Source organism: uncultured Nostoc sp., assembly GCF_964245445.1.
In the GTDB taxonomy this organism is placed as follows: Bacteria; Cyanobacteriota; Cyanobacteriia; order Cyanobacteriales; family Nostocaceae; genus Nostoc.
On record NZ_CAXTNE010000302.1, the window covers coordinates 1 to 9,002 of the forward strand.

Annotated in this window: 9 protein-coding genes; 2 read left to right on the plus strand and 7 right to left on the minus strand. The window is 48.1% G+C overall.

Annotated features, from left to right (window positions below):
• Window positions 1-317: 317 nt before the first annotated feature.
• Window positions 318-884, minus strand: a complete 567-nt coding sequence (locus tag ACFE90_RS32365) for a PEP-CTERM sorting domain-containing protein (RefSeq protein WP_375506411.1) — start codon at window positions 882-884, stop codon at window positions 318-320.
• Between the two features lie 434 nt (window positions 885-1,318).
• Window positions 1,319-2,254, minus strand: a complete 936-nt coding sequence (locus tag ACFE90_RS32370; protein WP_375506412.1) for an AraC family transcriptional regulator — start codon at window positions 2,252-2,254, stop codon at window positions 1,319-1,321.
• A gap of 449 nt (window positions 2,255-2,703) precedes the next feature.
• Here ACFE90_RS32370 and ACFE90_RS32375 point away from each other — a divergent pair, with 449 nt between their 5' ends.
• Window positions 2,704-3,996: an alpha/beta fold hydrolase gene (locus tag ACFE90_RS32375; protein ID WP_375506413.1), complete on the plus strand. Its 1,293-nt coding sequence runs from the start codon at window positions 2,704-2,706 to the stop codon at window positions 3,994-3,996.
• 94 nt (window positions 3,997-4,090) lie between these two features.
• Here ACFE90_RS32375 and ACFE90_RS32380 read toward each other — a convergent pair whose 3' ends face one another.
• Together ACFE90_RS32380 and ACFE90_RS32385 are read right to left on the minus strand one after the other, a co-directional pair.
• Window positions 4,091-4,228, minus strand: a complete 138-nt coding sequence (locus tag ACFE90_RS32380; RefSeq protein ID WP_375506414.1) for a hypothetical protein — start codon at window positions 4,226-4,228, stop codon at window positions 4,091-4,093.
• A 17-nt stretch (window positions 4,229-4,245) separates the two neighbouring features.
• Window positions 4,246-5,175 carry a cation diffusion facilitator family transporter gene (locus ACFE90_RS32385; protein WP_375506415.1) on the minus strand — a complete coding sequence of 310 codons (930 nt, stop codon included), beginning with the start codon at window positions 5,173-5,175 and terminating at the stop codon, window positions 4,246-4,248.
• A gap of 86 nt (window positions 5,176-5,261) precedes the next feature.
• Between ACFE90_RS32385 and ACFE90_RS32390 the strand changes: the two genes are divergently transcribed.
• Window positions 5,262-5,405 (plus strand): hypothetical protein, encoded by a 144-nt coding sequence (locus tag ACFE90_RS32390; RefSeq protein WP_375506416.1) that lies wholly within the window; start codon window positions 5,262-5,264, stop codon window positions 5,403-5,405.
• Here the strand turns inward: ACFE90_RS32390 and ACFE90_RS32395 are convergent.
• Genes ACFE90_RS32395 through ACFE90_RS32405 form a run of 3 tightly spaced genes read right to left on the minus strand, consistent with a single transcriptional unit; the run spans window position 5,383 to window position 8,947 of the window.
• Window positions 5,383-7,596 carry a xanthine dehydrogenase family protein molybdopterin-binding subunit gene (locus ACFE90_RS32395; protein WP_375506417.1) on the minus strand — a complete coding sequence of 738 codons (2,214 nt, stop codon included), beginning with the start codon at window positions 7,594-7,596 and terminating at the stop codon, window positions 5,383-5,385. The genes ACFE90_RS32390 and ACFE90_RS32395 overlap by 23 nt on opposite strands.
• Window positions 7,593-7,886, minus strand: a complete 294-nt coding sequence (locus ACFE90_RS32400) for a hypothetical protein (RefSeq protein ID WP_375506418.1) — start codon at window positions 7,884-7,886, stop codon at window positions 7,593-7,595. The genes ACFE90_RS32395 and ACFE90_RS32400 overlap by 4 nt, the downstream gene beginning before the upstream one ends.
• Window positions 7,874-8,947: an IS630 family transposase gene (locus tag ACFE90_RS32405; protein ID WP_375506419.1), complete on the minus strand. Its 1,074-nt coding sequence runs from the start codon at window positions 8,945-8,947 to the stop codon at window positions 7,874-7,876. The genes ACFE90_RS32400 and ACFE90_RS32405 overlap by 13 nt, the downstream gene beginning before the upstream one ends.
• Window positions 8,948-9,002: the final 55 nt, after the last annotated feature.

The window sequence follows — 9,002 nt, forward strand, 5'->3', positions numbered from 1 at the left end:
GAGGTATCAAACTGTACCTGCATAAATCAATTCATCCCTTTATTCAGCAACGCCTAAAAAAGCTATTCCAACAAGAACCAGAGCGATTCGTAAGTACCGATCGCGCTCATCCATTGCTTTAACCTCCGCAATTTTCTAGTGCAGTCTCTACAAACAAAACTGTATAATTTTGTGATTGTATTCCCAATAATCACACTTCAGCTTTGGAGTGTTAGAAATTTTAATGCTCTTGGTGAAAACTGATTTAACTGTGAATGCAAGTCAATACATTCAGAATGCAAGCCGATGCATTCACAATTCTTACTCCGTTTCACTGTTTACTCTAGGGCTTGCTGTTTGCGCCGACGCATGTAGGTACAAGCGACACCTGCAAGCGCTAGACCTGCAATTGTGTTCGGTTCAGGAACAGTAGCCGTGTTTGTTTCATTTGCGGTAGATAATCTTGAGCTAAAATCGATAGGCGATCCATCGCTGACTGTGCGCTGAATGCGGAACACTTCACCAGGGTTGATGCGCGCGCCTGTGAATGTTGCAACGGAGTTGTTTTCAGATAGCGTCACCTTGTAAAGGTTTGAAGTAACAGTGCCAAACTGAGCATCAGGGCTTAACAAACGATACACAATATCACCAACAGAGACATCCAAGTTGTTCAGATTATTGTTAATCGTTAGTGCAGGCCCCGATCCTGTCGTCAGAGTAGGACTAGCATAAGGCAGGGACGTAGCTCCTAGCTCGGTGAAAGTGAAGAGTGGTTCACCGGAGGGAGGCGCTGAGAGAACGTCTAAGGCTTGATTAACGATCGAGACTGCTTGTGCAGCCGTTGCAGTGATAGCTAAGGTAGCTAGTGCTACAATAGTCGAGAGTGCGAACTTTTCGGTTTTCACGATTTTGAATGGACTCCTAATTAGAACTACAATCATCAAAGCTAGCCAATTGAACTTAAAGATGCACAGATGGAAGGTAGGGATTTAATAGGCTTCATCAACACAAAATTTCCTACTCAAGGCAACTGGAAAACTGAGCGATCGCTTAAGAAAACCAGATTGATTTTGTAGAGATAACTAGATATCTATGACTTTCCTACTAATTTACTCTCACTACAGCATCTTTAAAAATCACTAGTATCATAGTAGATTCACTAAGCTTTTTATTGTCTTCTTTACTGGCTTCACAAAAACTTTAAAGTAGTCGATCGCCCTCTTAAGTCACCTTCAGTAGACCGAAAAATAAGTGCGATCGCCAATCGTGTGATTCAGCTTTCATCGTTTCGGCATTGCAGTTGATCAGAGATGCGATCGCGCCTTTGGTAGGGTTGGTATTAGTGTTGACTTTTGCGATATTCTCCTGGAGATTGTCTAATTTGTCGTTTGAATGCCTTGCTAAACGCTGCTTCTGATTGGTAGCCTACCTGTTGGGCGATCGCTACCAAGGGCAGATCAGTTGCTCGTAATAATCGAGAAGCGCGATACATACGCCATTGAGTGAGATATTGTAGCGGTGCTTCCCCAACCTGTTCCTTAAACCGGGCTGCAAAAGTGGATCGCGATAAATTTACCTGCTTTGCCAGGGAGTCTACCGTCCAGTTTTTTTCAGGGGATTGGTGAATTAAGGTCAGTACTGCACTCAGTTGTGGATCGCGCAAGGCACGCAACCAACCTGTATCGTCCTGCTTCAAGCTAGTAACATAGGCTCGAATTGCCTGGATAAACAGAATGTTAGACAGGTAAGCAATCATCATCTCTGACCCTGGACGATCATCAGCCGTCTCCCAAGCGATCGCTTTTAAGGTCAAATCTAACCACTCTACAGCTTTCCCATCCTTGCCCCGAATTAAGATTAGTGACGCTAGCGCTGGCAACAATGGATTCATCTGGTGATTCTCAAAGCGAGCATTGCCACACAAAATCGTTGTGGGAGCGCCACCACCACCGTATCGTACCCGCAGTTGTCCTTGACAGGGAGGCGCAGCAGCCAGGTCTTGGAGCCTGCTTAAGGGACTGTTTAGGGGGCTGTCTAAAGCATCTCGCAAGCGGTGGGCAGTTCCCTTTGATAACACAACAAAATCTCCGCCCACTAAAGGAATTGGCTCTTTTGTGTCTTCAACTTCTAGCCAGCAGCTTCCCTGCACAATGACGTGAAATGCAGCTTGATCGGTCTTGTCGATCTCAACCCCCCAAGGGGCAGACAGGTCAGCGCGACAATGCACTATGCTGTGAAGCTGCACAGACTTGAGAACTTCTGTTAAAGCATCCATTCAAGTCAAATTGTAAAACTGGACGATCTGACATAATTCTCGGTGCGTCTAACATTGTTTGTCCAGTAGCATCAGAAGTACAAATGGAGACATCTTCAATTTTAGGAGATGCGGCTATGGTGCTCTTGCTTCACAACACCAACACAAAGAACAGGAAAAAGCATAACGCGGTTGGAAGGCGCACATTATCGTCATGACCTTGCTGAGAAGCTCGGATGTTATCGTTTTCGGTCTGCTTAGTGTCGCCTATTACCTCGAAAGCAGATGGCTTACAGAACAATCTGTAGTTCTAGACAACCGCAACACTGGTAAAAATGTCAAAAGTCTACTTGTTTTCTAAATCTTTGTCTATTCGATGACGAAGCAATCAACAAGTTGTACAACCAGTTGTCATAATATTAAACTTCGTTTCCACGCTCGATAGCTGTCTGAATGGAGACCTATACACAATGATTCTGAAAACCTACTCTCGCATCTTTACCGACAACCTGGATAGCACACTGAATGTACTAAAAAAACTGGTTGGACGAGAGCCTGACTTTCGCGTTCCATTCCGAGACATGGAGGTAATCACCATCGGCGATTTCTGTATCATTGCTGGACCAGCAGACTCAATTAAACCGTTTATCGGTGCCGTAGGACCAGTTATTGTGGACGATTTGGCACAGACGCAAGCTGCCTTGGAGAAGGCTGGTGCAGAGATCATCGTCCCAATCATAGAAGCTCCGACAGGCTGGAACATCTTCTCTCGCAATCCCGATGGTGTAGTGATCGAGTGGGTGCAGTGGCGACCTGATATTTGGGAGCGCGTCAAGAGCGCTTCAAACAATACCCAAATCTTGAGCCATACTCCTGCTTCGCCGTCGGCGACCAGTTCCTTGACTGCGGCCCTATTACCGACGGGTTTCACCTCGGCCACGGCCGAGGTCAACGGCGTGACGATTCATTATGTCATGGGCGGGACAGGCGACCCGTTGGTACTGGTGCACGGCTGGCCCCAGACCTGGTACGAGTGGCACGGCATCATGCCGCCACTCGCGGAGCGCTTCACAGTCATTGCCGTAGACCTGCGTGGTGCGGGGGACTCGTCAAAGCCTGCACCTTCGGCCGGCTACGATGCCCGCACTATGGCGGAAGACATTCACCAGTTGATTCACCAGTTGGGCTTTAACAGCATCCGGATTTTGGGCCATGACATTGGGTTGCTGGTCGCCTACGCCTACGCGGCAGCCTACCCCACAGAGGTACACAAGCTGGTGCTGCTCGACGGCTTTCTCGCGGGCATTGAACCCATGTGGAGCCAATTTCGGGCGGACCCCCGGTCTTGGGTATTTAGCTTGCACGAGACGCCTGATCTGCCCGAGCAACTTACGGCCGGCAAGGAGCGCGAATACCTGACGTGGTTCTATACCAACCAAGCGTATCGCAAGGGGGCCTTCTCCGAAGCGGAAATAGACGAGTACGTGCGGGCTTATTCAGCGCCAGGAGCTATGAGCGCCAGCTTTGAATGGTTCCGGTCCTTCAAGACTGACATTGAGCAAAACCAGGCCAGCTCCCGCACCAAGCTGACTATGCCCGTGCTGGCATTGGGTGGCGAGAAGGTCACAGGGCATATTATGATGCCGATGGCGCAGGTTGTAGCCGAAGACGTGCGGGGCGGCAGTGTACTCGAATGCGGCCACTGGATGGCCGAAGAAAAGCCCGATTACCTGCTGGATCAGCTCAACGACTTCCTGCCCTGACTTCATCTCCTGTACTCGCAGCGATCGCCTGAGCGCGCCCTACTGCCCAAAGTCGTAGAACAGGCTTGGCAGTATACGGGCGATCGCAAGTTAATCAACATGATTGAGATTGAAAATTAGCGATCGCTAATCGTGTGATTAAGCTTTCATCGTTTCGGCGTTGCAGTTGATCAGAGATGCGAACTGCCGAAGGCGGCAGCGCTTCGCTATCGCGCAATTTATTAAAGCTCAACAGCAGCAATTAATCTCTTATGTAATATCTTGCATTTGCTGATTGCTGGGACGCTCCAACTCCAAATCTTCCCAAGAAACTGGATCTTCTACAGGTTCCAGGTGAGTTGTAACGTGGGTTGAAGGTAGTACCCGAAGAATCGCAAGCTCAATTGCCTCGCACAAATCATGCCCTTGTTGCACCGTCCAAGATCCAGGTACAAGAACATGAAAGGAAACAAAGCGACGAGTTCCAGCAGTGCGGGTTCGCAAGGCATGAAACTGGATGTATTGATGTTTGTACTCGTTAAGGATGCTGTTGATTGCGTCAATTTCTTTTTTAGGCAAAGCTGCATCCAGTAACGCGCTACTGGTTTCCCGCAGCAAACGAAATCCTGTCCAAGTAATATTTGCTGCTACTATCAGGGCGACAATTGGATCAAGTACGAGAGCGCCTGTTACCTTGACGAGGAAGATTCCAACTACCACACCACCCGAAGTCACCACATCGGTAAACAGGTGGTGAGCATCAGCCCTCAGTGTAATGGAACGCAACCGTCGCCCTGCCCGTAGCAAGATAAAAGCAACAACGCCGTTGATTGCGGTTGCAAATAGGGAGAGTGCCAACCCAAATCCAAGCTGTGTTAAAGGTTCTGGATGCAACAAGCGTCCCCAGGATTCAACAGCAATACTAATGGCTGCCACTACAATCAACGCACCTTCTGCACCACTGGAGAAGTATTCGGCTTTAGAATGCCCAAAGGCGTGTTCCGCATCGGCTGGTTTATCAGCATAAGTCAATGCCCATAGAGCGACCAATGCTGCCACGAGATTTACAATTGACTCAATAGCATCTGAAAGCAAACCTACTGAACCGGTTAGCAGGTAAGCGCCAAACTTTAGGGCAATAGTGACGATTGCCGCTGCAATCGACAAGAAAGCGTAGGAGCGGGCTGATCGACTACTCATCTCGGTCACGGAGCTAACTACAGTGATTCCGAGCTAACAGTACCAAATTCTACTTTAGTCGTCATCAACCCTGAGACTTCTACTGATTGGCAAAAGAAACGTATGAACTTCTTGCTCATACTGATAATGTAGCGATCGCCAATCGGATGATTGAGCTTTCATCGTTTCAGCGATGCCTACGGCTGGCTACGCCTACGCATTTTCTATCTACAGCAGCTTGTCTAATGTAATTGGCAAATCGCGGACGCGCTTACCTGTGGCATGATAGACAGCGTTAGCGATCGCCGCCGCCGTGCCGGTAATCCCAATTTCACCAATTCCTTTGACACCAAGCGGGTTGATATGTGGATCGTGTTCATCAACAAACAACACCTGAATATCAGGAACGTCTGCATTCACTGGTACGTGATATTCAGCTAAATCGTGGTTGACAACGCGTCCGAGATTGGGGTCTGTTACCGTATGTTCCATCAGTGCCATACCGATACCATAGATAATCCCACCAATGAGTTGACTGTTGGCTGTTTTAGCATTGAGGATGCGTCCAACGCCAAAAGTTCCCACCCAGCGCGATATTCGCACTTCACCCAAATCAGGTTCAACGCGCACTTCGGCAAATTGCGCTCCAAATGCGTGCTTTGAGAACTTCTTTTCTTCCTCTCCCAGTTTGGCATCGGCACGCGCTTCGATCATTTTCATTCCATGCCGTGCCAAGATTGCCTGATATGTTTCGGTTGCAGACGATTTATTTTTTAAGAAAAAGCTGCCATTTTCGGCAATCACATCCTCAGCGTTTGAACTATAAAGCGGCGATTTTTGATCGGCAAGTGCTAGTTGCAAAAGCTGACTGCGAGCTTGATTTCCGGCTAAATGCACAGACGAACTGACACTGGCGGCAGTTTGTGAACCACCGGAAACAGGAGTTTCTGGCATCTTAGTATCGCCTAGTTCAAAGCGAACTTTGTCAACTGGTAGACCGAGTGCCTCAGCCGCGACTTGAGTCATGATAGTATAAGTCCCCGTGCCAATATCTTGCGAACCGCTCTGCACAACGGCTGTACCGTCTGCCATAATTCGGGCGATCGCTGATGCTGGGGAACGGTTGGTAGGATAAGTTGCTGTCGCCATACCCCAACCAATCAAATAATTGCCGTCTCGCATCGAACGCGGCTTAGGATTGCGCTTTTGCCAACCAAACTTTTCTGCTCCTAATCCATAGCACTGGATCAGTGACTTGCTCGACCAAGGCAGTCCTTTACTAGGATCGACATCAGCATGGTTACGCAATCGCAACTCTACCGGATCGATATTCAGCGCATAAGCTAGTTCGTCCATTGCTGATTCTAGGGCAAACGACCCAGAAGCTTCTCCAGGCGCACGCATAAAAGTTGGCGTACCCTCATCGAGCTGCACCAGACGGTGGCTGGTTTCGATATTCGGGCTAGCGTAAATCATGCGGGCGCTTTTACCAACTGGTTCGATAAATTCATCGAAAGTTGAAGTCTGGGAAATGCCACTGTGTCGCAGAGCGGTTAATTTGCCCTCGCGGGTTGCACCTAGAGAAACTTGTTGAATTGTCTCTGGTCGAAAGCCAACAGGCCCATACATCTGTATCCGACCCAGTACCAATTTCACTGGGCGCTTAACCTGCCGTGCTGCCATCGCCGCTAGAGGCACATGCGACCAAGCCGATCCTTTGCAACCGAAGCCACCGCCGACAAAGTAAGACATAATGCGGACTTTCTCTGGCTCAATTCCTAATACCCCTGCAACTTTTTGTTGAGCCTGAAAGATTCCTTGGGTTGCGTCATACAGCAGCAGTTGATCGCCCTGCCAAACTGCTGTTGTGGCATGAGGCTCCATTGGATTGTGATTTTCGATCGGTGTAGTATAGGTTTGCTCGACGCGGACAGCAGCAGCCGCTAGTCCCTGGTTGACATTGCCGTGAGCTGAATCGGGCGACTCTTCTCTAGGGATTTTACCTTTAGGAAAATATGCTTTAGCGAGGTTCTCCCGCATATTGATGGTTGGTTTCTCTTCGTCATAGCGAACTTGCACCAGCGAGGCAGCATACATCGCTCGTTCAAAGGTATCGGCAACGACGATACCAATATGCTGACCACTATACAGGACAACGTTATCTTGTAGCACTTGCAGCTTGCGACCACCGCCCTTTTCTCCAGAAGCCTTGGGCGCGTTCAGGTGGGTAATTACTGCTAATACACCCGGTACTTGTTCCGCCGCCTTTGTATCGATTTTGGCTATCTTTCCTTTAGCGATCGTGCTTTGAATTGTCACGCCATAAGTCATTTTTGCTACCGGAAACTCAGCCGAATAGCGTGCACCGCCAGTCACCTTTAGCCGTCCATCAACTCGATTGAGCGGTTTGCCGAGAACTGTATTTGTATCCCCTGTATTCATGCCATTCCTCCCACCGTTGCCAGCGCTTTAACAATTGTGCGTTTAGCGAGTTCGACCTTAAACCCGTTGTATTTTTGAGGTTTAGCTCCGGCGATCGCAGCGTCCGCAGCTGCTTGAAATGTTGCCTGGTTTGCGGGCTTGTTCAAAAGTATTTTTTCTGCTTCGGAGGCACGCCAGGGCTTTGTTCCCACGCCACCAAGGGCAATTCGTGCCGAGCGAATGATGCCATTTTGAATATCTAATACGAAGTTGCCGAAGATAGTATCGTTACATTTCGTTATATTGAACACAACCAGGAAAATCCAACTTCTCCTTTAACAGTGCTTGGATTGTTCATCAACCACTGACACCGTTCAATCAAGACGGTCTCTAAAGAATCGAGGGTATCAAATACTTGATTGGCTAATCGTTCTCTAAGTAATGGCCACAGACACTCGGTTGGATTAAGTTGAGGGGTGTATGGAGGAATAGAGTACATAATGATGTCTTGTGGGACACAGAGATGACGAGTTGTATGCCAACCAGCTTGGTCTACAAGTAAAATAATTAGCTTGTCACCAGTAGAATTAACTTGAGCCGCAAATGCCTCAAGTGCAATTTGCATCACAGTTGTGTTTACCCTGGGCAAAATGAACAAACAGCTATTGCCAGTTTGAGGATGGACAAAACCGTAGGTATATAACCACTTGTAACGCGGATAATGATCAGCAGTTGGACGTTGACCAATGAGCGCCCAGGTTCGACGCACCACTGGCTTTAGCCCTAAACGCGCCTCGTCCTGTGCCCAGACTTCTACATGCTTATGAGGGCATAACCAACGCATTAATTGAACAAAAAACTTGAGTTGCTCTTTAAAAAACGCCCTTTGTTCTGGGGTAGCGCTGCGCTCGTGTAAAGGTCTCGGCGCTTGTAAACTAAAACCTAAATGTTTGAGATACTTCCATGCCGTTGCCCGATGTATACGAATGCCAAACTGCTGTTGAATCAATTCTCCAACTTTTGGACCGCTCCACAATCCACCATCTTTTGGGGGTGACTGTAATTTTTCCACTAGTTCTTGAAGTTGTTCTCTTGTTAAAGCTTTGTGTTTGCCTCCGGGACTTTTTTTATGTGCGTCTACAATCCCCTGTGCTCCAGTAGCATTGTAACGACGAGCAATTTTACGCACCCAGTCAGCACTTAAGCCTGTAATGGACGCTACTTGCTCAACTTTCATGGGATTACCAGGTCGGCTCAATAAGCGAATTACTAGCCATCGTGTACGTTCTTTTACATCTCGACAACGACGGTAGCGTTGGGTTAACTCTGCATAATCCAGGTGAGGAATAATCTCAATCCGAGTCCGAGGCATCACTGCACACTGATTTTACTTCCACTAAATAATACTATCTATCGCAACTTGGTAT